24 protein-coding genes are annotated in these 25638 nt (G+C 62.5%); 11 read left to right on the forward strand and 13 right to left on the reverse strand.

The window, feature by feature from the left end; all coding sequences use genetic code 11:
- Positions 1–97: 97 nt before the first annotated feature.
- A complete protein-coding gene (quiC, locus tag ACOKS3_RS17490; protein WP_422764350.1) occupies positions 98–2005 on the reverse strand; it encodes a 3-dehydroshikimate dehydratase QuiC in 1908 nt (635 codons plus the stop codon).
- A gap of 477 nt (positions 2006–2482) precedes the next feature.
- Between quiC and ACOKS3_RS17495 the strand changes: the two genes are divergently transcribed.
- Positions 2483–3856: an MFS transporter gene (locus ACOKS3_RS17495; RefSeq protein WP_422764349.1), complete on the forward strand. Its 1374-nt coding sequence runs from the start codon at positions 2483–2485 to the stop codon at positions 3854–3856.
- Positions 3857–3891: 35 nt separating this feature from the next.
- Here ACOKS3_RS17495 and ACOKS3_RS17500 read toward each other — a convergent pair whose 3' ends face one another.
- The 4 genes from ACOKS3_RS17500 to ACOKS3_RS17515 all read right to left on the reverse strand — a co-directional run bounded on the left by ACOKS3_RS17500 (position 3892) and on the right by ACOKS3_RS17515 (position 8606).
- Positions 3892–5304 carry a DOPA decarboxylase gene (locus ACOKS3_RS17500; protein WP_103447909.1) on the reverse strand — a complete coding sequence of 471 codons (1413 nt, stop codon included), beginning with the start codon at positions 5302–5304 and terminating at the stop codon, positions 3892–3894.
- Positions 5305–5385: 81 nt separating this feature from the next.
- A complete protein-coding gene (locus tag ACOKS3_RS17505) occupies positions 5386–6330 on the reverse strand; it encodes a LysR family transcriptional regulator (RefSeq protein WP_103447910.1) in 945 nt (314 codons plus the stop codon).
- Between the two features lie 123 nt (positions 6331–6453).
- Entirely contained in the window at positions 6454–7164 is a 711-nt protein-coding gene (locus ACOKS3_RS17510; RefSeq protein ID WP_051097568.1) for a YebC/PmpR family DNA-binding transcriptional regulator, read from the reverse strand.
- Between the two features lie 125 nt (positions 7165–7289).
- The gene (locus ACOKS3_RS17515; RefSeq protein ID WP_103447911.1) at positions 7290–8606 is read right to left on the reverse strand and encodes an MFS transporter; all 1317 of its coding nucleotides are present in this window, start codon (positions 8604–8606) and stop codon (positions 7290–7292) included.
- Positions 8607–8849: 243 nt separating this feature from the next.
- Between ACOKS3_RS17515 and ACOKS3_RS17520 the strand changes: the two genes are divergently transcribed.
- Both ACOKS3_RS17520 and ACOKS3_RS17525 read left to right on the forward strand, forming a co-directional pair.
- Positions 8850–9719 (forward strand): LysR family transcriptional regulator, encoded by an 870-nt coding sequence (locus ACOKS3_RS17520; RefSeq protein ID WP_103447912.1) that lies wholly within the window; start codon positions 8850–8852, stop codon positions 9717–9719.
- An 80-nt stretch (positions 9720–9799) separates the two neighbouring features.
- Entirely contained in the window at positions 9800–10165 is a 366-nt protein-coding gene (locus tag ACOKS3_RS17525) for a DUF2784 domain-containing protein (RefSeq protein ID WP_422764348.1), read from the forward strand.
- Here the strand turns inward: ACOKS3_RS17525 and tam are convergent.
- A complete protein-coding gene (tam, locus tag ACOKS3_RS17530; protein WP_103447914.1) occupies positions 10162–10938 on the reverse strand; it encodes a trans-aconitate 2-methyltransferase in 777 nt (258 codons plus the stop codon). The genes ACOKS3_RS17525 and tam overlap by 4 nt on opposite strands.
- Before the next feature lie 97 nt (positions 10939–11035).
- Here tam and ACOKS3_RS17535 point away from each other — a divergent pair, with 97 nt between their 5' ends.
- A complete protein-coding gene (locus ACOKS3_RS17535; RefSeq protein ID WP_103448281.1) occupies positions 11036–11215 on the forward strand; it encodes a hypothetical protein in 180 nt (59 codons plus the stop codon).
- 3 nt (positions 11216–11218) lie between these two features.
- On the opposite strand, the gene ACOKS3_RS17540 is transcribed toward ACOKS3_RS17535, so the two are convergent.
- On the reverse strand, positions 11219–12631 hold the full coding sequence (locus tag ACOKS3_RS17540; RefSeq protein WP_422764347.1) for an amino acid permease: 1413 nt from the start codon (positions 12629–12631) through the stop codon (positions 11219–11221).
- Positions 12632–12955: 324 nt separating this feature from the next.
- On the opposite strand from ACOKS3_RS17540, the gene ACOKS3_RS17545 reads away from it, so the two are divergent.
- The 4 genes from ACOKS3_RS17545 to ACOKS3_RS17560 all read left to right on the forward strand — a co-directional run bounded on the left by ACOKS3_RS17545 (position 12956) and on the right by ACOKS3_RS17560 (position 16848).
- Positions 12956–14380, forward strand: coding sequence for an aminotransferase-like domain-containing protein (locus tag ACOKS3_RS17545; protein WP_103447916.1), 1425 nt, complete (start codon positions 12956–12958; stop codon positions 14378–14380).
- Positions 14381–14840: 460 nt separating this feature from the next.
- On the forward strand, positions 14841–15599 hold the full coding sequence (locus ACOKS3_RS17550) for a hypothetical protein (RefSeq protein ID WP_422764346.1): 759 nt from the start codon (positions 14841–14843) through the stop codon (positions 15597–15599).
- Between the two features lie 8 nt (positions 15600–15607).
- Complete coding sequence (locus tag ACOKS3_RS17555) at positions 15608–16585, forward strand: S-type pyocin domain-containing protein (RefSeq protein ID WP_422764345.1); 978 nt, start codon at positions 15608–15610, stop codon at positions 16583–16585.
- Positions 16582–16848 (forward strand): hypothetical protein, encoded by a 267-nt coding sequence (locus tag ACOKS3_RS17560; RefSeq protein WP_422764344.1) that lies wholly within the window; start codon positions 16582–16584, stop codon positions 16846–16848. Before ACOKS3_RS17555 ends, ACOKS3_RS17560 begins: the two co-directional genes overlap by 4 nt.
- Positions 16849–16946: 98 nt before the next feature.
- On the opposite strand, the gene ACOKS3_RS17565 is transcribed toward ACOKS3_RS17560, so the two are convergent.
- From ACOKS3_RS17565 to ACOKS3_RS17575, 3 genes are read right to left on the reverse strand one after another with little or no spacing between them, the layout of a single operon-like run.
- Positions 16947–17969 (reverse strand): histone deacetylase family protein, encoded by a 1023-nt coding sequence (locus ACOKS3_RS17565; protein WP_422764343.1) that lies wholly within the window; start codon positions 17967–17969, stop codon positions 16947–16949.
- Complete coding sequence (locus tag ACOKS3_RS17570) at positions 17969–19210, reverse strand: Zn-dependent hydrolase (RefSeq protein ID WP_422764342.1); 1242 nt, start codon at positions 19208–19210, stop codon at positions 17969–17971. Before ACOKS3_RS17570 ends, ACOKS3_RS17565 begins: the two co-directional genes overlap by 1 nt.
- 29 nt (positions 19211–19239) lie before the next feature.
- Positions 19240–20544, reverse strand: a complete 1305-nt coding sequence (locus tag ACOKS3_RS17575; RefSeq protein WP_422764341.1) for an MFS transporter — start codon at positions 20542–20544, stop codon at positions 19240–19242.
- A gap of 154 nt (positions 20545–20698) precedes the next feature.
- Here ACOKS3_RS17575 and ACOKS3_RS17580 point away from each other — a divergent pair, with 154 nt between their 5' ends.
- Positions 20699–21619 (forward strand): LysR family transcriptional regulator, encoded by a 921-nt coding sequence (locus ACOKS3_RS17580; RefSeq protein ID WP_422764340.1) that lies wholly within the window; start codon positions 20699–20701, stop codon positions 21617–21619.
- Between the two features lie 47 nt (positions 21620–21666).
- Here the strand turns inward: ACOKS3_RS17580 and ACOKS3_RS17585 are convergent, their stop codons facing one another.
- Together ACOKS3_RS17585 and ACOKS3_RS17590 are read right to left on the reverse strand one after the other, a co-directional pair.
- The gene (locus ACOKS3_RS17585) at positions 21667–21897 is read right to left on the reverse strand and encodes a type II toxin-antitoxin system RelE family toxin (protein ID WP_103447924.1); all 231 of its coding nucleotides are present in this window, start codon (positions 21895–21897) and stop codon (positions 21667–21669) included.
- Positions 21887–22132 (reverse strand): type II toxin-antitoxin system Phd/YefM family antitoxin, encoded by a 246-nt coding sequence (locus ACOKS3_RS17590; protein ID WP_103447925.1) that lies wholly within the window; start codon positions 22130–22132, stop codon positions 21887–21889. Before ACOKS3_RS17590 ends, ACOKS3_RS17585 begins: the two co-directional genes overlap by 11 nt.
- 218 nt (positions 22133–22350) lie before the next feature.
- Between ACOKS3_RS17590 and ACOKS3_RS17595 the strand changes: the two genes are divergently transcribed.
- Both ACOKS3_RS17595 and ACOKS3_RS17600 read left to right on the forward strand, forming a co-directional pair.
- A complete protein-coding gene (locus ACOKS3_RS17595) occupies positions 22351–22893 on the forward strand; it encodes a WYL domain-containing transcriptional regulator (RefSeq protein ID WP_099814564.1) in 543 nt (180 codons plus the stop codon).
- A gap of 198 nt (positions 22894–23091) precedes the next feature.
- The gene (locus ACOKS3_RS17600; protein ID WP_258035873.1) at positions 23092–24543 is read left to right on the forward strand and encodes a catalase; all 1452 of its coding nucleotides are present in this window, start codon (positions 23092–23094) and stop codon (positions 24541–24543) included.
- On the opposite strand, the gene ACOKS3_RS17605 is transcribed toward ACOKS3_RS17600, so the two are convergent.
- Positions 24512–25558 carry an AraC family transcriptional regulator gene (locus tag ACOKS3_RS17605; RefSeq protein WP_103447927.1) on the reverse strand — a complete coding sequence of 349 codons (1047 nt, stop codon included), beginning with the start codon at positions 25556–25558 and terminating at the stop codon, positions 24512–24514. The two genes, ACOKS3_RS17600 and ACOKS3_RS17605, sit on opposite strands and share 32 nt — an antisense overlap.
- Positions 25559–25638 lie beyond the last annotated feature (80 nt).

Genomic DNA, 25638 nt, shown 5'->3' on the forward strand with positions numbered 1-25638 from the left:
GCACGCCGACATATTTGCGGCGCCGGTGAGATCGAGCGCCGCGCGGGCGGCGCTCGATCTCACAGACGCCATAGACCCGTCGGCAGGCACCTCGCAATCACAACACCGGCTTGCGCGCCGCTCCACTGCGGCGCTTGGCCATCGCCGCCAGGCGCACTGCCACGTTCGCCGCGCCATATCCGGCATAGCCGCCCTTGCGTTGGATGATCTCGAAGAAGAAGCGCTCCTCGAACGGTTCGGTGTACACGTGGAACAGCTCACCGCCCTGGGCATCACGGTCGTACAGCACGTTGTAGTACGCCAGTTCGCTGAGGAACTCGTCGTTGAAATCGAAGCGCGCCGCGAGGTCGTCGTAGTAGTTCAGCGGGATTTCCAGCAACGGCACCCCGGACTCCTTCGCCCGCGCCACTTCGCTGAAGATGTCCGCGCAATCGAAGGCAATGTGATGCACACCCGAGCCACGATAGCTGGACAGTGCATGGGCGATGGCGGTGTTGCGGTTTTCCGAGATGTTCAGCGGCAAGCGCAGGCTGCCGCACGGGCTGCGCAAGGCGCGGCTCTTGACCAGGCCGTATGGGTCGGGCAGCACCACTTCGTCGTCGGCGGCAAAGTCGAACAGGCTCTTGTAGAACAGCACCCAGCTGTCCAGCGACTCGGCCGGCAGTGCCAGGGCCATGTGGTCGATGCGCTGCAGGCCACCGGTGGCGCTGGCGGCCGGGTCGAGGCGGAAGTCGGTGTCGTACAACGAAGGGCCTTCCTTGCCCTGCTCCACCAGGTAGAGCAGGCTGCCGTCGGGCGCGCGCACAGCTGGCACTTCGCATTCATTGGGGCCGACCAGGCCACGGAACGGCTGACCACGGTAGTCGGTGGCGCGCTGCAGCGCCGCGTGCTCGTTCTTCACCCGCAGGGCGGTGGCGCACAGCGACGGGCCGTGGGCCTCGAAGAAGTTGTGGCCGAACGAGTACGGCTCGGCGTTGAGCACAATGTTGATGTCGTTCTGGCGCAGCAGGCGCACATCCTTGCTGCGGTGTTTGCCGGCTTCGGCAAAGCCCAGGCGCTTGAGCCAACCGCTCAGGCGCGCGCCGACGGCTTCGTCGACGGCGAATTCGAGGAACTCCACGCCGTCATAGGCGCTGGCGGCCGGCGGGCTGAACAGCACGCCCGGCTCGATCGCGGTGCCTTCCTGCTGCAGGCGCAGGCGGGTCTGCTCTTCGAGGTACAGCAGCGAGCGCAGGCCGTCTGCGGCGGTCTGCCGCGGTGGTGCGGCGCGGAAACCGTCGTTGAAGATTTCCAGTGACAGCGGGCCGCGGTAGCCAGTGGCGAGGATCGGCGCGAGGAAGCCGGCCAGGTCCATTTCGCCCTGCCCCGGGAAGTTGCGGAAGTGGCGGCTCCACTCCAGCACGTCCATGTTCAGGATCGGCGCGTCGGCCATCTGCACGAAGAAGATCTTGTCGCCGGGGATGTCGCGGATCGCCGCAGCGTCGCCCTTGAGCGACAAGGTGTGGAAACTGTCGAGGATCACGCCCAGCGCCGGGTGGTCAGCCTGGCGCACCAGGTTCCAGACTTGCTGATAGGTATTGACGTGGCGGCCCCACGCCAGGGCTTCGTAGCCGATGCGCAGGCCGCGTTTGCCTGCGTGTTCGCCGAGCAGGCGCAGATCGTCCACCAGGAGCTGTTCATCGCCCAGAGCGTCGGCCTGGACGTTACTGCACACCAGCACCAGGTCGGTGCCCAGCTCTTGCATCAGGTCAAACTTGCGCTCGGCACGGTCGAGGTTCTTCTGCAGGCGGTCGCGGCGGCAGCCTTCGAAATCGCGGAACGGCTGGAACAGGGTGATGGCAATGCCGAGGTCGGCGCACATCTGCCGTACTTCACGGGGGCTGCCGGCGTAGTACAAGAGGTCGTTCTCGAAGATCTCGACGCCGTCGAAACCGGCGGCGGCGATGGCCTCGAGCTTTTCCGGCAGGGTGCCGCTCAAGGACACGGTGGCTATCGAACGCTGCATGGGGAAGTTCCTTGTTATTGGACGGACGACGCGCCGAAACCCCGTGGGGTTTCTGGCACTGTCAATTATTCGCAGGTAAAGTCGGCCCGGCAATCTGTTTGTACGGAATGGTTAGTTTTGCGTTCGATTACCGCACAAAACCGATTTTGGCGAATTGATTCACTGCCAACCCTAGGCAAACATGGACCCAGACGCAGGCACACCGGCCGCCCTCTTCTGCCCAGACGGGCGTCCGGCAGCACCTGCGCAGACAAGCCCAACGTCACGACATAATAAGTTCAATAAACCGGGTACCGACCTATGCACACCTCCATCGCCTTGCGATCCGCACCTGCTCGTTCGTCCTCCCTTTGCAGACACCGCCTGCGATCGTCAGCGCTATAACCGCCCTACTCCCGACAAGCGATCGCACCCCCTCTGGCCGCCCCCTGGGCAACGCCAGCCGTGCGGCGACCTACAAGAACAACGGAGACAACGATGGCTCACTCAAGCTCTCAAGCCAAGAAAGCGACCGCCAGCGGATGGATTGGCTCGGCACTCGAATACTACGATTTCTTCATCTATGCCCAGGCTGCGGCGCTGATCTTCCCGCAGATCTTCTTCCCCAATACCGACCCGAAAATGGCCATCATCGCCTCGCTGGCCACCTACGGCGTGGGCTACCTGGCGCGCCCGATCGGCGCCTTCGTGCTGGGCCACTGGGGTGACACCCGCGGGCGCAAGAACGTGCTGCTGCTGTGCATGTTCCTGATGGGCCTGTCGACCATGGCCGTGGGCCTGCTGCCGACCTACCACGACATCGGCCTGCTGGCCCCCGCCTTGCTGGTGCTGCTGCGCCTGGTCCAGGGCTTTGCCGTTGCCGGTGAAATCTCCGATGCAAGTTCCATGATCATGGAGCACGCCCCGTTCGGGCGACGGGGTTACTACGCCAGCTTCACCTTGCAGGGCGTGCAGGCCGGCCAGGTGCTGGCAGCGGCGGTGTTCCTGCCACTGGCTTACTTCATGCCGAGTGACGCCTTCAATGACTGGGGCTGGCGCATTCCTTTCCTGATGAGCGCCTTCGTCCTGATCGCGGGCTTCATCATCCGCAAGGAAGTGCACGAGACCCCGGCGTTCGTGAAGGAAGAGAAGCAGGACAAGGTTGCCAAGTCGCCGATCAGCGAGGCCTTCCGCCACAGCTGGAAGCACATGGTGCTGGTGATGTTCATGGCGCTGATGAACGTGATCCCGGTGGTTGCAACCATCTTCGGCGCAGCCTACGCGGTGCAGCCGGCCTACGGCATCGGCTTCGACAAGAGCGTGTACCTGTGGATCCCGGTAGTGGGCAACATCGTCGCGGTGCTGGTGATCCCGTTCGTGGGCAACCTGTCCGACAAGATCGGCCGCCGCCCGACCATGATCGCCGGCTGCCTGGGCTCTGGCCTGCTGGCCTTCGTCTACCTGTATGCGATCAGCATCCAGAACGTGCCACTGGCCTTCGCTGCCTCGATCGTGATGTGGGGCATGGTCTACCAGGGCTACAATGCGGTGTTCCCAAGCTTCTACCCGGAGCTGTTCCACACCCGCTACCGCGTATCGGCCATGGCCATCGCGCAGAACATCGGCACCATGCTCACCGCCATGCTGCCGGCGCTGTTCGCCCTGGTGGCGCCACCGGGGTCGGAGAACATTCCGCTGGTGATCGGTGGCCTGGCGTTCTTCATCACCTGCGTGTGCGCACTGGCGGCCTACATTGCGCCGGAGACCCACCGGATGGCAATGGAAGACCTGGGTAATCCAGATGCCAAGCCGATGGAGAAAGAAGCCTTCGAGGCCAGCCGCAAAGGCAGCTTTCAGGCGGTGAGCAACTGATAGATTGCGGGGGCCGCTCTGCGGCCCCAACAATTTCAGCCTTTGACCACTTCCTGCAGGTTCGCCCAAAGCTTCTCGACATGCTCCCGCTCGGTCGGCAAGGCCCCCACCGACACCCGCACCATCCATCGCCCTTCCAGCGTCGCCGGTGTCACATATGCCGCCCCGGACGCATTCAGCCGCTCAGCCCACGCCTTTGTATGCGCATCCAGCGCCTCCCCCTCCAGCCCCGCTGGCCGGTGGCGAATGCACAAGGTCTGCAGTTGCACCGGCGCCAGCACATCCCATTCCGCCGCTGCATTCACTTGCTCCGCCAGCCAGCGGGCGTTCTCCAGGTCCCGCCGCAAGCGCTGCTGCAATGCCTCCACGCCTTCGCTGCGCAACATGAACCATAACTTCAGCGCACGGAACCGGCGCCCCAACGGAATCCCCCAATCCCTCAGGTTCTTCACCTCGCCATCCACCGCCGACTGCAGGTAGCTCGGGTTGGTGCTCATTACCCGGATCAAGTGCTGCGGATCACGCACGTAGTAGATCGAGCAATCGAACGCCACACCCAGCCATTTGTGCGCGTTGACCACCACGGAGTCGGCCAGTTCGATGCCATCCCACATCCAGCGGCATTCCGGCAGGATCATCGCCGAACCGGCCATGGCCGAGTCGACATGCAGCCACAGCGCGTTGGCCTGGGCGATTTCGCCGATCGGACGCAGTGGATCGAGGGCGGTGGTGGTGGTGGTGCCGGTGGTGGCGACCACGGCGCAGGGCTGGTTGCCAGCGGCAAGGTCTTGCTCGATGGCCGCCTGCAGTGCCTGCGGGCGCATGGCGAACTGTTCGTCGGTCGCGATCAGGCGAATGTTGGCGCGGCCAAAGCCGGCCAGCAGTGCGGCCTTGTCCACCGAGCTGTGGGCATGGGCGCTGACATAGACGATCAACGGCTTGGCCTCGGCCTGCAGGCCGCCGCGCACCAGCGCGTAGTCGGTGGCACGCTCACGGGCGCTGATCAGCGCCACCAGGGTGCTGGTGGACGCCGTGTCCTGGATCACCCCGCTCCATTGGGCCGACAAGCCGAGCAGCTGGCGCAGCCAGTCGAGGGTGGTTTCTTCCAGCTCGCTCAGCGCCGGGCTGGATTGCCACGACAGGCCGAGCACGCCGAGGCCGGTGCTGAGGAAATCGCCGAGTACCGACGACAGGGTGCCGTTGGACGGGAAGTAACCGTAGAAGTCCGGGTGCTGCCAGTGCGACAGGCCGGGCATGACCAGTTGGCTGACGTCGTCGAGGATCGCCTCGAACGACTCGCCCTGCTGAGGGGCGCCCTGGGGCAGCTGGGCCTTGAGGTAGCCGGGCTCGACCTGGGCCATGACCGGGCGTGCACCGACGGATTGGCGGTAGTCGGCGATCAGGTCGATCAGCTGGTGGCCGTACTGGCGGAATTGTTCTGGGGTCACGCGCGCTCTCCTGAGGATTGTCCAGTGCCCCCAGTCTAGGCGCCTGCGCCCAAGCGAATAACCCCGCTTCGCGCATACCTGCTATGGCAAACCTGCAATCCCGCCCTGCACCCCGAACTGCGACCGCCGCCACAGCTCGAACACCCGGTTGCGCAACCAGCGGTGCTCGGCCGAAGCCTGCAAGCGCTGATGCCACACCACCCAATAGCGCTGGGTATGCTCGACAAACCCCAACGGCCGCCACGCCAGCCCATGCAGGCGGCACAGCTGCCGGGCGATGTGCTCGGGCACCGTGGCCAGAGCCTGGCTGTTGCCGATCACCTGTACGGTGGCCGAGAAGAACGGTACTTCCAGGCTGATGCGCCGCTGCAAACCCTGGGCGCGCAGGTGGCGATCGATGAAACTGTCCTTGTCGCCACCACCGGAAATGCGCACATGCTTGCAGGCCAGGTAGTCGTCCTGGCCAAGCACGTCCAGCGCGGTCAGCGGATGATCCTGGCGCATCAGGCACACCGCGCGGTCTTCGCCGAGCAGGCGCCCATGCAGGTTGGGCGGCGACTCGTCGAACAAGGTGGTGGCCAGGTCGATCTCGCCACTGGCGAGCAAGGCGTACTGCCCGGCCTGCCAGGTGCGGTAATCGATGGACACGCCCGGGGCTTCCTGTTCCAAGGCAGCCACCAGCAGCGGCAGCATGTGCTCGGCCACGTAGTCGGAGGCGGCCAGGCAGAAGCGCCGCTCGCAGCGGGCCGGGTCGAAGGCGGCGGGTTGCCGCAGGGCCTGGAGTTCTTCGAGCACCTGCCGCAGGGGCTCGACCAGGGCTTCGGCGTATTCGCTGAGCACATAACCACGGCCCTGGCGCACCAGCAACGGGTCGTCGAAGGCTTCGCGCAGGTGGGCCAGCTGGCGGCTCAAGGCCGATTGGCTGACACCCAGGCGCTCGGCAGCGTGGCTGAGGTTCTTCAGTTGCAGGAGGCAGTCGAGGGTGCGCAGGTGGGCGAGGCTGAGGGAGGCGAAGGTTGGGTTCATGCAGGCTCCCTTCTGTAGGTTTTGCTGGCCCATTCGCGGGACAAGCCCGCTCCTACAGACAAACGCATATTCCTGTAGGAGCGGGCTTGTCCCGCGAATGGGCCGCAAAGCGGCCCCGGCTGATTAAGCGGTCAGGCCAACGTAGACGTTCTGCACGTCATCGTTCTCGTCGATAGCCTCAAGGAACGCTTCAACCTCGGCCAATGCTTCAGCGCTCAGGCTGGCCGCGCTCACCGGGTTCTTCGGGGTATAACCGATCTTCGCCGAAGTCACGGTGAAACCATGCTCCGGCAGCGCCTTCTGCACGGCATCCAGGTCGGTGGTGTCGGTGATGAAGAGGGTCGAGCCTTCTTCTTCACCTTCCTCGAAGTCCTGGGCACCGGCTTCGATAGCGGCCATTTCCGGGTCGGCATCGCCTTCCGGTGTGGCTTCGATCAGGCCGACGTGGTTGAAGTCCCAGGTCACCGAGCCGCTGGCGCCCAGCTGGCCCTTGCGGAACAGCACGCGAATCTGCGCCACGGTGCGGTTGACGTTGTCGGTCAGGCACTCGACGATCAGGGGCACCTGGTGCGGGGCGAAGCCTTCATAGCTGACGGCATGGTACTGCACGGCCTCGCCGTCCAGGCCAGCGCCTTTCTTGATGGCACGCTCCAGGGTTTCACGGGTCATCGAGGCTTTCTTGGCCTGGACGATGGCCAGGCGCAGGCGCGGGTTCATGTCCGGGTCGGCGCCGGATTTGGCCGCGATCTGGATTTCCTTGGCCAGCTTGCCCATGATCTTGCCCTTGGCATTGGCAGCTGTTTCTCTATGTTTGGCTTTCCACTGTGCGCCCATGTCGACTCTCTTTGTTTCAACGGCCGGTTCAGGAAGCGACCGGCCAAAAGTGGGAGCAGTTTATACGCCCTCGGGCAGTGGATCGACAAGTAATCTCACGGTTTGTCGGCCTTGCGCGCTTTGCTTCAGGTACGCAATGGCTTGATCGCCATGCTGGTATTGGGTGCCACGTCCTCGGCCTGCGGCGTACTGGCCGGGCGGCTGTTCCAGTGCGGCAGCAGCACCAGAGCCGAGAACAACGCGCAGCCGGCAAACACGATGAACACCGTTACACTGTCGAAGTAGCCTGGCAGCAGGCCACCGAGCACCGCACCCACCGAGCCGCAGCCATTGACGAAGCCTGCCGCGGTGGCGCCGGCCTTGGCCGTGCCGAAGTCGATGGCAGCCGCGCCGCTGATCATCGAGTCCGGCCCGTACAGGGTCAGGCCCATGACGAACAGCAAAGCGACTACCAGCACGATGCTGCCGCTGTGCATGGCCCCCATGAACGCTGCCAGGGTCACGGTCAGCAGCACCAGGCTGATCACGCAGGCCGGCATGCGCCGGGCACCGAACAGTTTGTCCGAAGCCAGGCCGATGATGATCGGGCCCAGCAGCCCGGCCAGCTCGAAGGCGGTCGGGATGATCGCCGCGCCAACCTTGCCCACCGACGGCATCTGCTCGAAGACAATCACCGGCCCCCACAGCAGGATGGCGTAGCGTGCCGGCTTCAACAGGAAGTACGCCATGCCCAAGGTCAGCACCGTGCGGTTGCGCAGGATTTCGCGCAATGGCGCCCAGACGCTGCACAGGTTGCCGGCCGGGGCCATGCTCTGTGGCTCCGGCTCGACCGCTGCCAGGCCGACATCTTCGGGCTTGTTGCGCTGCAGGAAGAAGAACAGCACGGCCACGCCGGCCACCACTGCGGCACTGGAGAAGAACGCCGCATGCCAGGTGCCGACCAGGGTATAGGCCCACCAGCCGGCGAACGGCGAAGCGACCAGGCCGCCGAAGGCGTAGCACGAACTCCACAGCCCCAGCACCCGCCCACGCTGCGAGGCCGGGAAGAAGCTGCCGATGTTCTTGCACAGCCCGGCCCAGCCGGTGGATTGCGCCAGGCCCTGGATCAGCATGCAGGTGGCGAAGATCGGGAAAGTCGCGTAACTGCCCATCACCACCGCGGCCACTGCCGAAATCAGCAGCCCGCCCAACACCACCACACGCGGGCCGAAGCGGTCGGCGAGCATGCCCCAGGTGAACTGGCCCACGGCATAGGCGGCCAGGTAGATGGCGTCGAGGTTGGCCATGGCGGCCTTGTCGAGCATGAACGTCGGGTCTTCAGCGATGCCGAGCTTGGCCACCGAGAAGGCTTTGCGGGTGAAGTAGAAGGCGGCGTAGGCCAGCCAAGTGATAGCAAAAATCTGGATACGCCAGCGTTTCAACGCGGCTAGTGATTGATTCATTGACTCTGACCTCTTGCTCAAGTGTGCCGGCAGATTGTTAAAAAACGCCTGTCTTGTTGTTGTGTTGCGCACTGCATGACGAAGGCTCGTCATCTGGTCAGATGGCACCGTGTGCGGGCCATGGCCCGGCCGCTGCTTGTGGCGACGGCCTCGGGTTGAAACGTATGGAAACAGTTGCTGACTGATAAAGAAAATCGATTTATCGTATTTCACACATAAGCTCAGCTTGTTACTGGAGTCGGCATGTCGGTATCCCACGCTCAACTCAAGGCATTCCATGCAGTGGCCGTGCACGGCAGCTTCACCCGCGCGGCGGAAAAGCTGTTTCTGACCCAGCCGGCGGTATCCGACCAGGTGCGCAAGCTCGAAGAGCGCTTCGGCGTGCTGCTGTTTCACCGCAACAAGCGCTCGGTGCAACTGACCGACCTGGGCGAGCGCCTGTTGGGCATCAGTCAGCGGCTGTTCGCCTGCGAGGCTGAAGCCCATGACCTGCTGCAGGACTCACGCGCCCTGCATACTGGCAGCCTGGTGCTGGCTGTGGATGCACCGGTGCACGTGCTGCCGCAGATTGCGCGCTTCTGCCAGCGCTACCCGGGTATCCAGGTCAAGGTCGAGACCGGCAACACCGATGAGTCGCTGGCACGGCTGTTCAGCTACCAGGCCGACCTGGCGCTGCTCGGACGCGATGTCGATGACGAGCGGCTGTACTGCGTGCCGCTGCGCCGCGACCCGATGGTGGCGTTCGTCTCGCACAACCACCCGTGGGCCAGCCGCGGGTCGATCAGCCTGGCAGACCTGGACGACACCCCACTGGTGCTGCGCGAGCCGGGGTCGGTGACGCGGCAGACGCTGGAGGAAGAGATGCAGCGCGCTGGCTTGCGGATTCGACCGGCGATCCAGGTGGAAGGCCGCGAGGCAGCGCGTGAGGCAGTGGTGGTGGGGATTGGCGTGGGGGTGGTGTCGGCGGCCGAGTTTGGTGCGGATGCGCGGGTATGTGCGTTGCCGATCGTCGACTGTCAGCGGCATCTGACCGAGACACTGGTGTGCCTGAGCGAGCAGCGATCGCGCCGGGTGGTGGCCACCTTCCTGCAGATGGTTCAGGAAGAGTTGTAGCGCCTGTACCGGCCCCGCGAAGAGGCCATCACAGGCAATACAACTATGCTGGGAATACCTCATTTCCAGGCCCACCCACCATGCTTTTCCGCCTGGCCGCCGACGCCCTGGTCCTGCTGCACCTGGCCTTCATCCTGCTGGTTCTGTTCGGCGGCCTGCTGGTGCTCAAGTGGCGCCCCGCCCTGCTTCTGCACCTCCCCGCCCTGGCCTGGGGCCTGGCGGTGGAAGGCCTGCACCTGCAATGCCCGCTCACCGACTGGGAAAACCGCATGCGCCTGGCTGCCGGTGACGCGGGCTACCACGGCGGCTTCGTCGAACACTACATCTGGCCGCTGATCTACCCCGCCGGCCTGACGCCGCAGATCCAGCTGCTGCTGGGCGGCGTCGTGCTGGTGCTGAACCTGGCCATCTACGCCTGTGTCATCTGGCGCTGGCGTCGCTTTTAACAGGTGGCGACGACAAACAGCCGCGGAAACGGCAGCAGCACTTTGCCGTCGGTGGCTGGCGGGTAGTCACGCTGCATGGCCTGCAGGTACATCTGCAGGAAGTCCGCCTGCTCCTGCACATCCAGCCTGGCCAGATAAGGCCGTAGCGCCGAGCCCTTGAACCATTCCACCACCGCCTCGGCACCGCCCGCCAACGGGTGGTGATAGGTAGTGCGCCACACATCTACCCGCGCGCACAACGGCGTGAGCAGGTCGTAGTAGAAGGCTGCGTTGTGCCGCAGTGGCAGCTGGAAGTCGACGAACTTGTCCGCCCACGGGCCCTGGCTGGCGATTTCGCGCAACTGCCGATGGGCCGGCTCGTCGAGGTTGTCCGGGGTCTGCACGGCCAGGCTGCCACCCTCGCTCAGCTGGCGTACCAGGTGCGGGTACAGTGAGCCGTGGTCAGGCACCCACTGCAGCGAGGCATTGGCCAGGATCAGATCCTGCGGCTCGGGCGCCGACCACTCGCTGATATCGGCAATTTCGCAGCGTACCCGCGGAATGTGCAGGCGCTTGCGTTCGCGAGCCTTGTCGATCATGTCCTTGTCGCTGTCCAGCGCCGTCACCTGGGCATCCGGGCAACGCTGCAGCAGCACTTCGGTCGAGTTGCCGGGGCCACAGCCCAGGTCGGTGGCATGGCGCACCGGCCGCGGCGGCACGGCGGCCAGCAAGTCGCGCACGGCGCGGGTGCGTTCATCTTCGAAGAGGGAATACTGGGTGGCGGACCAGGCCATGGAAGGCTCCTTTCTGGCGGGCAGTGGCTTGAGCATAAGCCATGTACCGTTTCCGATGAACCTGAACTGTCAGCCTATGCTTCAGGTCAGTTCCTACATGCGCCTGCCGATGAAGCTATCCCTGGCCCTTGCCATCCTGGCCCTGATCGCCGCCGCTGCCCTGCTTGGTTCGCCATGGATGAACCAGCGATTTCACATGCCCGAGGAAAAACACCCGCCCCAACAACGCGAAACGGCCGGGTCCCCAAGGGAGCCGGCCGTTTCCAACAGCGAATGACGCTTAGTGCTGCTGCTTGGCAGAGCGGATCTGGTGGACCACGCCCATGGCCACCACGACCGCCGCGGCGATGCCGGTGGAGATCACCAGGATCTGGTAGTCAGGCATGAAGGCCATGGTCACCAGGGCGGCGATGATGAAACCGATCACCAGGTAGGTCAGCCACGGGAACAGCCACATCTGCAGGCGCACTTCCTTGCCTTCGGCAATCAGCTTGCGGCGCATACGCAACTGCGAGAAGGCGATCACCAGGTACACCAGCAGGGCGATCATGCCGGTGGTATTCATCAGGGTTTCCAGCACGTCTTTCGGGCGCAGGGTCTCGCTGAAGTTGATCAGCGCGCAGACCACGGCCACGGCGCAGGAGCCGATGATCGCGTAGACCGGTACACCGGTGCCGGCGCGGGTGATCTTGAAGAACGACGGCGCGTCGCCACGCTGAGCCAGGGAGAACAGCATGCGCGAAGCGGTGTAGTGGCCCGAGATCAGGCAGCTGCTCACCGAGGTCAGCACCACGAAGTTCATCAGCAGCTCGGCGTGCGGCACGCCCAGCAGCTCCAGGGTACGGCGGTAGGCGCCATAGCCGGAAACGCCCAGTTGCGGATCGTTCCACGGAACCAGGCAGACGATCAGGAAGATCGAGCCGACGTAGAACAGGCACACACGCCATACCACCGAGTTGGTGGCCTTGACGATCTGGGTGGCCGGGTCCTTGGCTTCGGAAGCGGCGATGGTGACGATTTCAGCGCCGAGGAAAGCGAACATCACACCCAGCAACGCACCAATGACCGTGGTGATACCGTTGGGCATGAAGCCTTCGGCGGTCAAATGGGTGATGCCGCGTACTTCACCGAACTGCCAGATGTTCATCACGGCAGCGCCACACACGATCAGGAAGCAGACGATCGCCACCACCTTGATCAGCGCGAACCAGAATTCGAACTCACCATAGTGCTTGACGTTGAAGAAGTTGACGGTGATCAGCAGCAGGGTCGTGGCCAGCACGAACACGTTGACGCTCACGTCGGGGAAGAAGCCATGCAGGATCTTGCCCGCCACATAGGCTTCCCAGGCCATCAGGATGACCCAGTACCACCAGTACAACCAGCCGATGGTGAAACCGGCCCAGCGGCCGATCGCGCGGTCGGCGTAGGTGGAGAACGAGCCGGTGTCAGGCGAGGAAGTCGCCATTTCACCCAGCATGCGCATGATCAGCACCACCAGGATGCCGCCGGCCAGGTAGGCCAGCACTGCGGCCGGGCCGGCGCTGTGGATCACGCTGCCGGAACCGACGAACAAGGCGCCGCCGATAACCCCGGCGATCGACATCATCGTCAGGTGGCGCGACTTGAGCGAGGCACTGAGCTTGCTCTCGTGCCCGCTTTTCGCGGTGGTTGTTGTGGATGTTGCGTCCATCAGTTGTGTACCCCGTGCTTCTTTTTATCCAAGGAAAACTGTGAAACCCCGATGGCTCTCGGTTTCACCTGTACATCAGTGCTAATGCGGGCAGGATGGTGTGCGCAAACACACGCAGGCCTTCCGTGGCGGCCTGCTGACGCGCCCCAGGGTTGGCACCTCGGGCGAACTGAACATGCTTTATGTGGCGATATCTGACACCTAATGTAAAAATGTCCGACGTAGAGAGCCATGCACAGTGGCATGAATCTCGCACTGCACTGTACAGGCCGCCGATGCAATACACCCGCTGCACCTGGCGTTTCGCACTCTTGAAGGCCCCGAATGTTCGAATTACATCCAGACTCTTCCACGCCGTTGGTCAACCAGATCATCGACGGCCTGCGCGAGCTGATCGACAACCAGACCCTCAAGCCGGGCACCAAGGTGCCGTCGATCCGCGCCTTCGCCGCGAGCTATTCGGTGAGCACCTTCACCGTGGTCGAGGCGTACGACCGCCTGGTCGCCCAGGGCCTGCTGGTGAGCAAGGGCAATGCGGGGTTCTTCGTCAATCGTGCGGCGAACGAGCTGCTGGAAAACCAGAACAGCGAGGCCGAGAGCGGCCGACCGACGTTCAATTCCGAGTGGTACCTGCAACAGATCTTCGAAACCCGCCAACTGCCGTACAAGCCCGGCTGCGGCTGGTTGCCCAACGACTGGATGTACGAAGAAGGCCTGCGCCGCGGCCTGCGCCAAGTTGCCGGCAGCCCGCTGGAGCTGTCTGGCTACGGCGACCCGATGGGCCTGCCGGAGCTGCGCGCGCTGACCGCACAGAACCTGCAGCAGGAGCTGTCGATCGTCTGCAATCCGGCGCAGCTGATGCTGACCCACGGCGCCAGCCAGGCGCTGGACCTGGCCGTGCGCACCTTGGTACGCCCCGGTGACGTGGTGCTGGTGGACGACCCGGGCTACCCCAACCTGATGAGCATCCTGCGCACCCAGGGCGCAACACTGATCGGCGTACCGCGCACGCCGAACGGTTATGACCTCAATCACCTTGAGCAGCTGCTGGCGCACCACCGCCCGACCGCCTTCTTCACCCAGCCGCACCTGCATAGCCCTACCTGCTCACGCACCCCGCTGCCGCAGCTGCACCGCCTGCTGCAGCTGGCCAGCCAGCACGGCTTCCGCTTGGTGGAAAACAACCTGTACGCCGACATGGTTGCCGAACCGCAGCCGTGCCTGGCCAGCCTCGACCACCTGCAGCAAGTGGTCTACGTGGGCAGCTACTCGAAGAGCATCTCGCCGAACGTGCGGGTCGGCTACCTGCTGGCCAACCCGGAGCTGATGCAGAAACTGCTGCACTTGAAGATGCGCTCGGGGCTGACCACCTCGCAGGTGATGGAGCGGGTGGTATACGCCGCGATCATCGACGGGCGCTGGCGCAAGCACCTCAAGCGCCTGCGCCAGCGCCTGGCCGAGGCGCATCAGGAAGTCGGCCGGCATCTGCATCGATTGGGCTTCGAACTGTTCATCGAGTCGGATGAAGGGATGTATATCTGGACCCGCCACCCGGCGATTCCGGACAGCGCGGCGTTGCTCGATGATGCGTTGGAGAAAGGCATCATGCTCGGACCTGGACAGTTGTTCATGGTCGATGCCAAGGCGACCGGGTGGATGCGCTTCAATGTGGCGTTCAGTACCGATCCTGCGATGTGGGAGTTGTTGGAGAAGGTGTTGGTGAAGCATGTGCGGCGGGGTGGGATTTAGGGATTGGGGTGTGGCCGGGGTGTTCGCCTTGGCATTTTCAGAGCCTGGGAGATCGAGCGCCGCGCGGGCGGCGCTCGATTTCAAAGGCGCTGAAAATAATGTGGCAAGCACCTGTCAGCCCAACCATCCATTCGCATACCCTTTCTGGAACAATGATGGCAAACGGCTACGCTCTCCCTGTCCAAACTGGCCAAGCGCACAGCGGTGTCGACTCAGGAGATCAGGACCATCATCGAGGCCTTGCAGCAAGGCAGCCGCCAGGCCGTCGAGGCCATGCACCATAGCCGTGAAGGGTCGAGCGGTGCGTGCAAGACCTTTCATCCTTGAATGGGTTGACTACCACAAGCTTTTTGCAGAGAGCCTACTCGACCAGAATCCCTACGAAGTAATTCCATCTTTGCGGGCATAGTGGTGCACTGGAACATTCCACTCTCCTACACCACGTGATCAGGAGAGCTGAATGACCTCGCGCAGGATAATGACCGCTTCAGAAATTGAAGAAATCTATTCGCCAGCTCCGTTCCGCTATGACATCGAATCCCTTTTGAATTGGGCAAAGCCATATACGCTTCCGATAGCGCCTCCGAGCATAGAAGCGTTACTCGATAGCGAAGTTGGCTGGGACCCGGAGGCTATCGCACAAACGATCATAGATGCAATTGAAGCAAGTCGCCCCTCCGAACCACCGGGCCTGAAGCAATACCTGCACAGTCATTACGCAGCAATTGATACTCGCCATACTGACGAACTAAGCAAACTGAAGGCCAAGAGACAATTTCTGCAAGAGCTCCAAGAAATGCTCATCTACAAGCGCCTACCCACTGATGAGTTCTCGGGTATACATATATACACCGAAGGCGAAGCTCCAGCTCACCTCTTCGAGCTCTATACCGACGCCCACATTGACATTGAAGAAGAGTTCGACATTGTGCAGGGTTTCCTGTACGCCCTTATGCGAAGCGTTACCGCTGCACAAGTCGAGATCATTTTAGGTCAGAGCCTGAAATCAATCCATCACGAGATAAGAGCTCTCAATTCAACACTTGCATCTTATAATTACCGCAACGCTGCTGACACCTCGAAAAGCAACACCATAACCTTAAGCACAACCTCTTCGATCCAACTCACCACCCCCCTGGGCTCGATAGCCGCCGACTCTCATTACGACCGTCAACTAGTAAAAGCGTTACGCGCTGGTATCAGCTGCTGGCAGGCTTAGCCGGAGCGGTGGCAACGCGAATTTTCAAAGTAGGCATAGGTGCTCTCTTCTATTCCCCCGAACTGGGAAACGGTGACCTCTATCATGAAACGGCGCTGAGCATTCCGGCAGACTCATTAATACCCGACCTACCCGATCAGCTTTACGAAAAAGCCCTTAGCAATGACGTGGCAGAGTCGCACTATCGGGTTTATACAAAAAATGGCACTTACACACTTATCAAACAGCCGCAGACAGCAAGAGCTAAAAATAAAGTACCGCTTCGCCCGCTCTACTTTGACAAGGAGACGAACAGTTATACCTCTGTTCCTTCGCAGCAGTTCCCAATCAAGCTAACGTTCCCCGCCCACACGCCGGGCAACGCTTCGACAATCAAGCCTGGCGAGCAGATACCTGTTTATCCCTATCGCGGCGTAACGCTCACCCCACTGCACATCGAGGCCTCCCCTCTACCCGCGCTAGAACCCGAAGACTTCGAAGACTGCATCTACTGCTTCCCACCGGAGTCAGGCCTACCGCCTTTGTACATCGTATTCAACTCTCCCTATCCTGGCGCGACGGCTGTAGGCACTTTCAGCGGCCGCCCCTTCAACCCAGAAAAAGCGGGCGGCCCCATCGAGCGTTTGGATTGGCGAGACGCCACGTTCAGCCGAGCAGGCGTTGATCTTGTAAAGTTACATATAAGTCGCTTCGAACCTTCCGACGCCAACAATATAATGATCGCTAGGCTTGAAAAAATCCTACAAGGCGAATCACAAGCAACCGACACCGACAAGCGTTTTTACACACACGAAATAAGGGAGCTTGAGCGCTTTCGCGCGCTTGGATTGCCAGATAGAATCAGACCTGAAGACCGTGGAGAGGCATGGAACAATACGCATACTGCAACACTCGAGGACTACCAACTCACCTCAGCTTTTGAGTTACTCTACACACCAGAAGCCATTGAAGCAGACGATCAACAGACTGCGCGAGAAAACAAATGAATACCATCAGCGACATAGTAACCAATGAAAGCCCTACAGATGTCATTCTATGGCTTGTCAGGCGAGATGGTATTTCTCACCCCCGACTTGACAACCTATACAATCGCAATGGATGGGCAAACATCGGAAATTGCTTACAACTGATTAATTTAATTAAAAAAATGGACCAGGAAGGACTGATACAGCATGGTGGCAACGGCTACGTCAAAGGCCCGAATTGGAGAGAGCCAGATTTTCTGAAACAAAAAAAGTACGAGCTCTGAGTTAATTTTACAGTCTTGGGTAGTGCACCCCTGCTCGTCATAAGTGGATTTTCATTTGAAAAACCGGCAGCAGCAACACCGCTGCCGGGACTTGCCGATTATCTCCAGTCAGCCTTGTCCGCAAAAAATGCCTGCGCATTGGCCTCCAGTGTCTCCAGGTGATACCCCCCCTCCTGAACAATCAGGCACGGCAACCGCAGCGCCCGAATTCGCTCACCCAACGCCGCAAACCCTTCCGTCGTCACCGCTACCTTGCTCTGCGGATCCAGCTCATAGATATCGAACCCGAGCGACAGCACCAGCACCTCGGCACCAAAGTCCTGCACCGCAGCCAGCGCAATTTCAAGCTGCCCCATGAAGTCCGCCTCGCTGGCCCCATGGGCCATCGGCAGGTTAAGGTTGTACCCCTCCCCCACGCCACTGCCGCGCTCGTCCTCGAACCCCGCCACCCCCGGGTAGAAGTTGGTTGGATCACCATGGGTCGACACATACAGCACGTCATTGCGCTCGTAGAAGATCTCCTGAATCCCCTGCCCGTGGTGCATGTCGGTATCAAGAATCGCCACCCGGCTGTAACGGTTACGCAAGGCCTGGGCGGCAACGGCGGCATTGTTGATGTAGCAGAAACCACCCGCTGCATCGAACCGCGCATGGTGCCCCGGTGGCCGGCACAGCGCATAGGCTGCGGGTTTGCCATCGAGAATGGCCTGGGCTCCGGCAACCGCGCTCTGCGCCGACCAGTACGCCGAACGCCAGGTGTACTCACCCACCGGGCAGCTGCCATCGGCCAGGTAGCGGCCAGCTTGCGCGAGGATGCCGCGCAAGGCGTTAGGCTCGCGCACGAAAATATTCGACATCACCTCGTCGCCCCAGTCCTCGGGCACTTCCTTCCAGCGCGCATGGGCCTCTTCGAGGAACGCCAGGTAGGCCTCGCCATGCACCGCCTTGAGCGGCGCCAGGCCGGCATCGGCGGGCTGGCGGATGTCGAAGCCCAGGTCCTTGGCGGCCTGAAGCAGGCGCTGGGCGCGTTCGGGGATTTCCTGCGGGGTGCGCATGGCGCCGCGCGAGTAGTAGCTGCGCGGGTGGTGCAGCAGCTGTTCGGGGTGGAAGTAGCAACGCATCAGGCTTCTCCTTGTTCGACTTGGCCGGCGCGGGCCAGCACGGCGTTGAGCAGTACGTCGACGCCCTGGCGGGCATCCTCGGGCAGCACGTCTTCGGCTTCGTTGTGGCTCAGGCCGCCGACGCAGGGGATGAACACCATCGCCGTCGGGCAGTAGCGGGCCAACAGGATGGCGTCGTGGCCGGCGCCGCTGACGATGGATTGCTGGGCATAGCCAAGGCCGTCCACCGCCTGCTGCACGGCGGCCACGCAGTCGGTATCGAATGGCGTGGCCGGGCTGACCCAGTGGCGCTCGATGCGCACCTGCAGGCCGCGCTGGTTGGCGATGGCCTGCAGCTTCAGGGTCAGGTCACGCTCCATGGCCTCGATGGCTTCGTCACGGTGGTGGCGCAGGTCGACAGTGAAGCGCAGCACGCCGGGGATGGTGTTGCGCGAGGACTTGGCAATCGACAGTTCGCCCACGGTGGTCAGGCCTTCTGGCGCAAAATCAGCCGCCAGTTGCTCGACTGCCTGGATCATCCGCGCGGCGCCGTACAGGGCGTCCTTGCGCAGCGGCATCGGCGTGGTGCCGGCGTGGGCGGCCATGCCTTCGACGGTCACGTCCAGCCAGCGGATGGCCTGGCCACCGCTGACCACGCCAATGGCCTTGGCGTTGTCTTCAAGGATCGGGCCTTGCTCGATATGCGCCTCGAAATAGGCATCGACCTGGCCGCCTAGCGGGCGTTGGCCGGCGTAACCCGTGCGCTGCAGTTCGTCGGCGACGCTGATGCCATCGGCATCACGGATGGCCAGGGCCTGGTCCAGCGCCAGGGTGCCGGTGAACACCGCCGAACCGAACATGGCCGGGGTGAAGCGGGCGCCCTCCTCGTTGGTCCACACTGCGATTTCCAGCGGCTTGCGAGTCTGGATGTTCAGGTCGTTGAGGCGGCGCACCACCTCAAGGCCGGCCAGCACACCATAGACACCATCGAAACGGCCGCCCTCTGGCTGGGTGTCGAGGTGGCTGCCCATCATCACCGGGGCGGCCGCCGGGTCGCTGCCGGCGCGTCGGGCGAACAGGTTGCCGATGGCATCCACGCTCAGCGTCAGGCCAGCCTCGCGGCACCAGTGGCTGAACAGTTCACGGCCAGCCTTGTCCTCGTCGCTCAGGGCCAGGCGGCAGCTGCCGCCGCGGGCGGTGGCGCCGACTTCGGCCATGGCCATCAGGCTCGCCCACAGGCGTTCGCCATTGCTTTTCAACATGTGCGGGTACTCCAAATCAGGTGAATCGATCAGGCCAGTTCCAGGCGCTGGCAACGGGCGTACTGGCGCGCCAGGGCAAGCACGCAGACCAGTGAAATGGTGGCGATCAGGGTGTAGAACACTGCCATCGGCCACCATTGGCCTGTGTAGCTGTGGGCCAGCCAGGTGCCGATCAGCGGCGTGAGGCCGCCAGCGATGGCGCCACACACCTGGTAGGCCAGGGAAATCGCGGTGTAGCGCACGCGGGTTTCGAACATGCCGCTGACGTAGCCGGCGATCACCGCGTAGAACGAGGCCATGCAGGCCGCCGCCAGGGCAATGCCAAGCACGATCAGCGGGCCTTCGCCGCTGCTGACCAGCACGAACATCGGGTATGGTGAAGCCATCGCCAGCAGTGCGACCAGGGCCAGGAAGCGGGTGGCGCCGAGCTTCTCCGAGAGCCACGCGGCCAGGGGCTGCACGCAGAACTGGATGATTGCCACGAAGAACAGGCATTCAAGGATCAGCGAGCGCTCCAGGTGCAGCTGCTGGGTGGTGTAGCTGATCATGAAGGTGTTGGTGAAGTAGACCCCGGCGATGCCCAGGGTGTTGGCACCAATGCACAACAGCAGCGGGCGCCAGGCGGTGCGCAGCACTTCAAGTACCGGCGCCTGTTCCTTGCGCTGGGCCCTGGCCGCCTGCTCGCGGCTGGCGATGAACTCGGGCGACTCATTGACCCCCAGGCGAATCGCCAGGCCCACCAGCAGCAGCAACGCGCTGGCCAGGAACGGCACGCGCCAGCCCCAGCTCATCAGGTCTTCCTCGGGCAGGCGGGTCACTGCGCCAAAGGCCAGCAGCGACAGGATCAGGCCCGCCGGGCTGCCCAGCTGGGCAAACGAGGCGAAGAAGTTGCGCCGCCCTTTGGGCGCATGTTCACCGGCCATGAGCACGGCACCGCCCCACTCGCCACCCACGGCAATACCCTGAATCACCCGCAGGATGATCAGCAGCACCGGTGCGGCGGCACCGATCTGTGCGTAGGTCGGCAACAGGCCGATGCATACGGTGACGATGCCCATCATCAACAGGGTGATGACCAGCGACTTCTTGCGCCCGATGCGGTCACCCACATGGCCGAACACGATGCCGCCCAGCGGCCGCGCGAAGAAGCCCACGGCAAAGGTGCCGAAGGCGGCCATGGTGCTGAACAGGCTGTCGTCGGAGGGGAAGAACAAGCCACCGAACACCAGCGCAGCGGCGGTGGCGTAGATGTAGAAGTCGTACCATTCGATCATGGTGCCGATGAACGCGGCGGCGGCGGCACGACGCGGCTGGGGTGAAGCGATAGGCTTCATGGGAGCTCCTTTGCTTGTTTTTCTGGCAGGAGTTGACGGGGTCACGGTGGCGCTCTGGCGGCGCTATGAGTGCGATTTATCGTCCCAGGGCTATGATTAGTCAATTTTCTATTTATTATTCGAACTATTAACCCTGCTTATCATCGAGCCTGCCATGTCCGACCGCCTGCTCAACGACCGCCTCGACTGGAACCTGCTGCGCACCTTTCGGGTGATTGGCCAGGAGTTGTCCATCAGTCGCGCCGCCGCGCGCCTGCACCTGACCCAACCGGCTGTGAGCCAGGCGCTCAAGCGGCTGGAGGACCAGCTTGGTCGCCAGTTGATTGCCCGCCGCGGGCCTCGCTTCGTACTCACCGACATGGGCGAACAACTGTTTCAGTTGGCCGGTGAGGTATATGGGCAGATGTCGCAGATCGGCGGTTTGCTGGAGCAGCCGGCGAACGAATTGGTAGGCAAGGTGCGATTGCTGATGATTAGCCGCATCGTCAGTGAGCGGTTCGATGATCTGCTGGCGGACTTCCATCGCCAGCACCCGCGGGTAGACCTGGAAATCGACGTAATGCGCAGCTCGGACATCGTCGCCGCCTTGCAGGAAAAGACCGCCACCGCTGGCCTGAGCCTCAACCGCCGGCCGCAGCCACGGCTGGAACAGCGCCTGTTCCTGCGCCAGCGCTATGCGTTTTTCTGCGGCAAACACCATGCCCTGTTCGGCCAGGACGAAGGCGATCTGCAGCGGGAGAATTTCGTCAGTTTCACCAGCGACCAGATTGGCGGCATGCTGTCGCCGCTGACCATTTTCCGCGACCAGCAAGGGTTTTCCGGGCGGATCGTGGCGTCGTCGCCCAGCCTTGAAGAGGTGCGCCGGCTGGTGATTGCCGGGTTCGGCATCGGCTGCCTGCCCGAGCATGTGGTGGCGCCGGATGTGGTGGCGGGGTTGCTGTGGAAGCTGCCGCCTGCGGAAGGGATAGCCGATGTGGATATTCACCTGTTGTGGAACAGAGAACAGCGGCTGAGCCGGGCCGAAGAGGTGTTTATCGGGGCCCTGCAGGAGTGCCTTTCCGGCGCGGTCACCTAACGCTTTTGAGCGGTTTGGTAGACCTCGCTACGCTCACGTTTGCCAGCCTATACCACGACTACAACGATCCGCTCATCCTCGACTCTGTACACCAGTCGATAACCTGAAGCTTTCAGCTTGATCTTGTAGTGGTTCGGCAGGTCACGCAGCGCATCGGCCTGGACCTTGGGTGACTGCAAGCGTTCGCCAAGCTTTTTCTTGATCTGCTCGCGGACGGTGTGCCCTAGCTTGCTCCACTCCTTCATCGCAGAAGGCAGAAATTCGAGCTTATAAATCATCCAGAGTTACCGGTACGCCCTTTTCACCCAGCCTCGACTTGGCCAGCTCGGTCAATTCAAGATCCCCCAGACGCTCCATCATGGCTTCGTACAGTTCGGCAGGCACCATGTAACCCAAAACACGATTGTGATTGAGCACAGCGACGGGCATGCCCGCAGCACCTGTCATCACTGCGGATGGGTTCTTTTTCAGCTCCGACACGCTTACGGCCACGTCAGCGAAAATATTCTGCATGAATTAAAACCTCAATAAAAACGATATTTTGGTCTATCTATAGGACACAAACGAGTCGCAACTGCTCAGAGAGCTGTCGTCGGCGGGCTTGCTATGCGTTCCCACAGCATGTGAAAACACACTAAACTTGGATCCCATCCACTGACAGAGTATGCTCTTGAGGTAGCCATGTGCCATCACCTAGGTATCTTTACCTGGTCTTCAAGGACGAAACTCCCGTGCCCAGCCACCCGACCCGCCACACCATTGCCCGACAATGGCAGTTACTGAAACTGCTGCCAGACCGACATCCCGGGATGAGCTCCACGCAATTGCAGGCCGCACTGGCCAGGGCCGGCCACAAGACCAGCAAGCGCACGGTCGAGCGCGACCTCAACGAACTGGCAACGCTGTTCCCGCTGCACTGCAACAGCAAGGGCATGCCCTACGGCTGGTACTGGCAGCCAGGCCTGAGCCTGGATGAGGCCGAGCAACTGCAACCAGACCAACTCACCCCCTCGCAACAGATCGAACTGCAGGCCTGGGTCGACGATGGCCTCGCCCGTCGCCTGGAAGACCAGCCGCTGTCCGAGGACATGCGCCTGGCTCCGCATGACAAAGGCGGCGCGATGCTCGCGGCCACAGTCGAAGACAGCCGTGCGCTGATGGGCTGGCTGCTGTCCCAGGCCGGCTCGATCCGGGTCAAGGCACCGGAAACACTGCGCGTGTCGATGGTCGAACAGCTGCGCCAGAGCCTGGCGTTGAACGACGATGGCTATTGACGCTGTTGCACCTGCCTATCTACTCGACATGTCCTACAACATGAGATGAGCCGCCTTACTGTGTGGCTGCTGCAGGATTACTAGCATCGGCACTCTCTTGATCTAGCGAGTGCCACGACCATGCTACCGACCCGCTCCCATCGCTCTGCGTTGACGCTGCTGTGTGCAACCGTTCTTGCAAGCCCCGCGCTCCTCGCCATGCCCCTGACCCGCGACAACGGTGCGGCGGTAGGCGACAACCAGCACTCCCAGACGGCCGGCGCCACTGGCCCGACCTTGCTGCAGGACGTGCAGCTGATCCAGAAGCTGCAACGCTTCGACCGCGAACGCATCCCCGAACGCGTGGTGCACGCCCGTGGCACTGGCGCCCATGGCGAGTTCACCGCGTCCGAAGACTTGTCTGCGCTGACTTCTGCGCCGCTGTTCACACCGGGTGAAAAGACCCCGGTATTTGTGCGTTTCTCGTCGGTTGTACATGGCGTGCACTCGCCGGAAACCCTGCGCGACCCGCGAGGCTTCGCAACCCGTTTCTACACCACGGCAGGCAACTGGGACCTGGTTGGCAACAACTTCCCGACCTTCTTCATTCGCGACGCCATCAAGTTCCCGGACATGGTCCACGCGTTCAAGCCCGACCCGCGCAACAACCTGGGCAACGACGCCCGGCGCTTCGACCTGTTCTCGCACATGCCGGAGGCCACCCGCACCCTGACCCTGCTCTACTCCAACGAAGGTACGCCAAAGAGCTATCGGCACATGGATGGCAACAGTGTGCATGCCTACAAGTTCATCAACGCCAACGGTGAACCCACCTACGTCAAATTCCGCTGGAAAAGCCTGCAAGGCCAGGAAAATCTCGACCCCAAGGCTGTCGAGCAGATCCAGGGCAAAAGCTTCAGTCACATGACCGAGGATCTGGTGGCTGCCATTGCCCGTGGCGACTATCCCAAGTGGGATCTCTACATCCAGACACTGCGCCCTGAGGAGCTGGCGGCCTTCGATTTCGACCCGCTGGACGCCACCAAGGTCTGGCCGGATGTGCCCGAGCGCCGGGTCGGGCAGATGGTGCTCAAGCGCAATGTCGGCAATTTCTTCCAGGAAACCGAACAGGTCGCCCTGGCACCGTCCAACTTGATCAAAGGTATAGAGCCCTCCGAAGACCGCTTGCTGCAGGGCCGACTGTTCTCCTACGCCGACACCCAGATGTACCGGATCGGTGCCAACGCAGGCAGCCTGCCGATCAACCAGCCCCGGGCGGCAGTCAACAATGGGAACCAGGATGGTGCACTCAACCCCAACCGCACCCGTGACATGGTCAACTACCAGCCCAGCCGCCTGCAGCCGCGTAGCACCACCGACTCGGCCCGCTACAGTGAACTGGCCTTGAGCGGCACCACTGAGCAACGAGGCATCACCCGGGAACAGAACTTCAAGCAGGCCGGTGATCTTTACCGCGCCTACTCGAAAAGCGAGCAGCGCGATCTGGTCAACAGCTTTGGTCAGTCGCTGGCCGTCGCTGATGAGCAAAGCAAGCACATCATCCTGTCGTTCCTGTACAAAGCCGACGCCGATTACGGGACGAGGGTTACAAAAATTGCCGGGGGCAGCCTGAAGCGGGTCAAGGCACTGGCAGCCGACCTGCAGGATTGACATTTGCAGGCCCGGCCAACTTGGCCCGATAGCTGCCCGGGCTTTGCCCTGTCCACTTCTTGAACGCCCGGTGAAACGCACTGGGCTCCTGGAAGCCGGCCTGCTCGGCAATCTCGGCGATGCTCAAGGTGCCTTCGCGCAAGCGCTCGAAGGCCATCGCCCGGCGCACTTCATCCTTGATCTGCTGGTACGAACGCCCTTCGCGCTCCATCTGGCGGCGGAAGGTGCTGGCACTGATCCCCTGCTGCTCGGCCATGGCCGCAAGCGTCGGCCATTGCCCATAGCGGCGTGCGCGCAAATGCCGATAAACCTCTGCCACCAGCCCGTTCTGATTGCGAAAACGGATCACCAGGCCCTGCGGCGCGCTGCGCAGGAAGGTTTTCAGGCCGGCCAGGTCCTGCACCACCGGCAGGCGCAGCCAGGCACTGTCGAACTCGACCTCGGTACGCCCGCTGCCCAGGCGCAGGTCCGGCCCCCACAGCAGCGGGTCGTCGTCCTGGGCCGGGCGCGCCACCGCCAGCTCCGTGCGGTCGATAGAGATGCGCCGCCCGGCCAGCCAGCACAGCAGGCCGATCATCAGCACCAAATAGGTTTCCTCGGCGTACACCCGGGTCAGCGGGTCGGCGATCGCCGACTGCACGCTGATCACCGCGCGCCCGCCGCGTATCGTGAGGCTGCCGCGCAGGTCACGCAGGAACAGGGCGAAACTGCTCATGCATTGGCGCAGGGCCTTCTCCAGGTTGGGTTCCTGGATCAAGCCACGGCAGATCAGGGCAAAGCTGCCCAGCGGCATGCCATGACTGTCGAGGCGGAAGAACTCGTCGTCCAACAGCTCGATCAGCTCCAGCCACAAGCGCGCGAAGGCCTTGGCCGGCACCCGGGCCTGGGGTTGGCCGATCAAAACCGGGTCGATGCCCACCCCACGCAGCCGCGCCTCCAGCACTTCGGGCTGGTCACGCAGGGCATGCAGCATGGCATTGAGAAAGTACACCGCGACCGAATCGCTATCGCGCATGGCGGAATTCGCTGTCTATGCTGAGTGGCAAAAAATGCCAGGTTGATTGAACAGATCCGGCATAGGCTGCAACAGAGCCT

The sequence above is a fragment of the Pseudomonas sp. HS6-2 genome, from assembly GCF_049325675.2.
GTDB lineage: Bacteria > Pseudomonadota > Gammaproteobacteria > Pseudomonadales > Pseudomonadaceae > Aquipseudomonas > Aquipseudomonas putida_N.

What these genes read in the sequence shown, in the direction of transcription:
- ACOKS3_RS17515 (WP_103447911.1), bottom strand. Translation starts at nt 8,606, where the DNA reads ATGAATCAATCACTAGCCGCGTTGAAACGCTGGCGTATCCAGATTTTT.
- ACOKS3_RS17560 (WP_422764344.1), top strand. Translation starts at nt 16,582, where the DNA reads ATGAATACCATCAGCGACATAGTAACCAATGAAAGCCCTACAGATGTC.
- ACOKS3_RS17525 (WP_422764348.1), top strand. Translation starts at nt 9,800, where the DNA reads ATGCTTTTCCGCCTGGCCGCCGACGCCCTGGTCCTGCTGCACCTGGCC.
- ACOKS3_RS17580 (WP_422764340.1), top strand. Translation starts at nt 20,699, where the DNA reads ATGTCCGACCGCCTGCTCAACGACCGCCTCGACTGGAACCTGCTGCGC.
- ACOKS3_RS17565 (WP_422764343.1), bottom strand. Translation starts at nt 17,969, where the DNA reads ATGCGTTGCTACTTCCACCCCGAACAGCTGCTGCACCACCCGCGCAGC.
- ACOKS3_RS17605 (WP_103447927.1), bottom strand. Translation starts at nt 25,558, where the DNA reads ATGCGCGATAGCGATTCGGTCGCGGTGTACTTTCTCAATGCCATGCTG.
- ACOKS3_RS17520 (WP_103447912.1), top strand. Translation starts at nt 8,850, where the DNA reads ATGTCGGTATCCCACGCTCAACTCAAGGCATTCCATGCAGTGGCCGTG.
- ACOKS3_RS17495 (WP_422764349.1), top strand. Translation starts at nt 2,483, where the DNA reads ATGGCTCACTCAAGCTCTCAAGCCAAGAAAGCGACCGCCAGCGGATGG.
- ACOKS3_RS17535 (WP_103448281.1), top strand. Translation starts at nt 11,036, where the DNA reads ATGCGCCTGCCGATGAAGCTATCCCTGGCCCTTGCCATCCTGGCCCTG.
- ACOKS3_RS17510 (WP_051097568.1), bottom strand. Translation starts at nt 7,164, where the DNA reads ATGGGCGCACAGTGGAAAGCCAAACATAGAGAAACAGCTGCCAATGCC.
- tam (WP_103447914.1), bottom strand. Translation starts at nt 10,938, where the DNA reads ATGGCCTGGTCCGCCACCCAGTATTCCCTCTTCGAAGATGAACGCACC.
- ACOKS3_RS17585 (WP_103447924.1), bottom strand. Translation starts at nt 21,897, where the DNA reads ATGATTTATAAGCTCGAATTTCTGCCTTCTGCGATGAAGGAGTGGAGC.
- ACOKS3_RS17575 (WP_422764341.1), bottom strand. Translation starts at nt 20,544, where the DNA reads ATGAAGCCTATCGCTTCACCCCAGCCGCGTCGTGCCGCCGCCGCCGCG.
- ACOKS3_RS17570 (WP_422764342.1), bottom strand. Translation starts at nt 19,210, where the DNA reads ATGTTGAAAAGCAATGGCGAACGCCTGTGGGCGAGCCTGATGGCCATG.
- quiC (WP_422764350.1), bottom strand. Translation starts at nt 2,005, where the DNA reads ATGCAGCGTTCGATAGCCACCGTGTCCTTGAGCGGCACCCTGCCGGAA.
- ACOKS3_RS17590 (WP_103447925.1), bottom strand. Translation starts at nt 22,132, where the DNA reads ATGCAGAATATTTTCGCTGACGTGGCCGTAAGCGTGTCGGAGCTGAAA.
- ACOKS3_RS17505 (WP_103447910.1), bottom strand. Translation starts at nt 6,330, where the DNA reads ATGAACCCAACCTTCGCCTCCCTCAGCCTCGCCCACCTGCGCACCCTC.
- ACOKS3_RS17545 (WP_103447916.1), top strand. Translation starts at nt 12,956, where the DNA reads ATGTTCGAATTACATCCAGACTCTTCCACGCCGTTGGTCAACCAGATC.
- ACOKS3_RS17550 (WP_422764346.1), top strand. Translation starts at nt 14,841, where the DNA reads ATGACCTCGCGCAGGATAATGACCGCTTCAGAAATTGAAGAAATCTAT.
- ACOKS3_RS17600 (WP_258035873.1), top strand. Translation starts at nt 23,092, where the DNA reads ATGCCCCTGACCCGCGACAACGGTGCGGCGGTAGGCGACAACCAGCAC.
- ACOKS3_RS17540 (WP_422764347.1), bottom strand. Translation starts at nt 12,631, where the DNA reads ATGGACGCAACATCCACAACAACCACCGCGAAAAGCGGGCACGAGAGC.